Source organism: Vibrio sp. S234-5 (assembly GCF_000960595.1).
Classification (GTDB): domain Bacteria; phylum Pseudomonadota; class Gammaproteobacteria; order Enterobacterales; family Vibrionaceae; genus Vibrio.
In genome coordinates, this window is the sequence record NZ_JZAM01000263.1 from 1 (window position 1) to 402 (window position 402).

Here is a 402-nt window from a genome sequence, read left to right on the forward strand (position 1 = left end):
TGGTATGACGGCTATTATGAACGGTATCGCACTACACGGTGGTTTTGTTCCTTACGGCGCAACCTTCCTGATGTTCATGGAATACGCACGTAACGCAATGCGTATGGCGGCTCTGATGAAGATTCAGAACATCCAAGTGTACACGCACGATTCTATCGGCTTGGGTGAAGATGGCCCAACTCACCAACCCGTTGAGCAAATCGCATCGCTACGTCTAACACCAAACATGAGCACATGGCGCCCACGTTACCCAGTGGAATCAGCAATAGCATGGAAACTGGCGATTGAGCGCAAAGAAGGCCCATCAGCGCTGCTTTTCTCGCGTCGAAAACCAGCGCAGCAAGAGCGGACGGCACCGCCAGCAACCGACATCGCCAAAGGGGGGTACAACCCGACAGATTT

At 53.0% G+C, this 402-nt stretch carries 1 pseudogene; it reads left to right on the forward strand.

Going from position 1 to position 402, the window contains the following annotated elements:
- Positions 1 to 402 (forward strand): annotated as a pseudogene (locus UF06_RS15995) (transketolase); the annotation flags it as partial.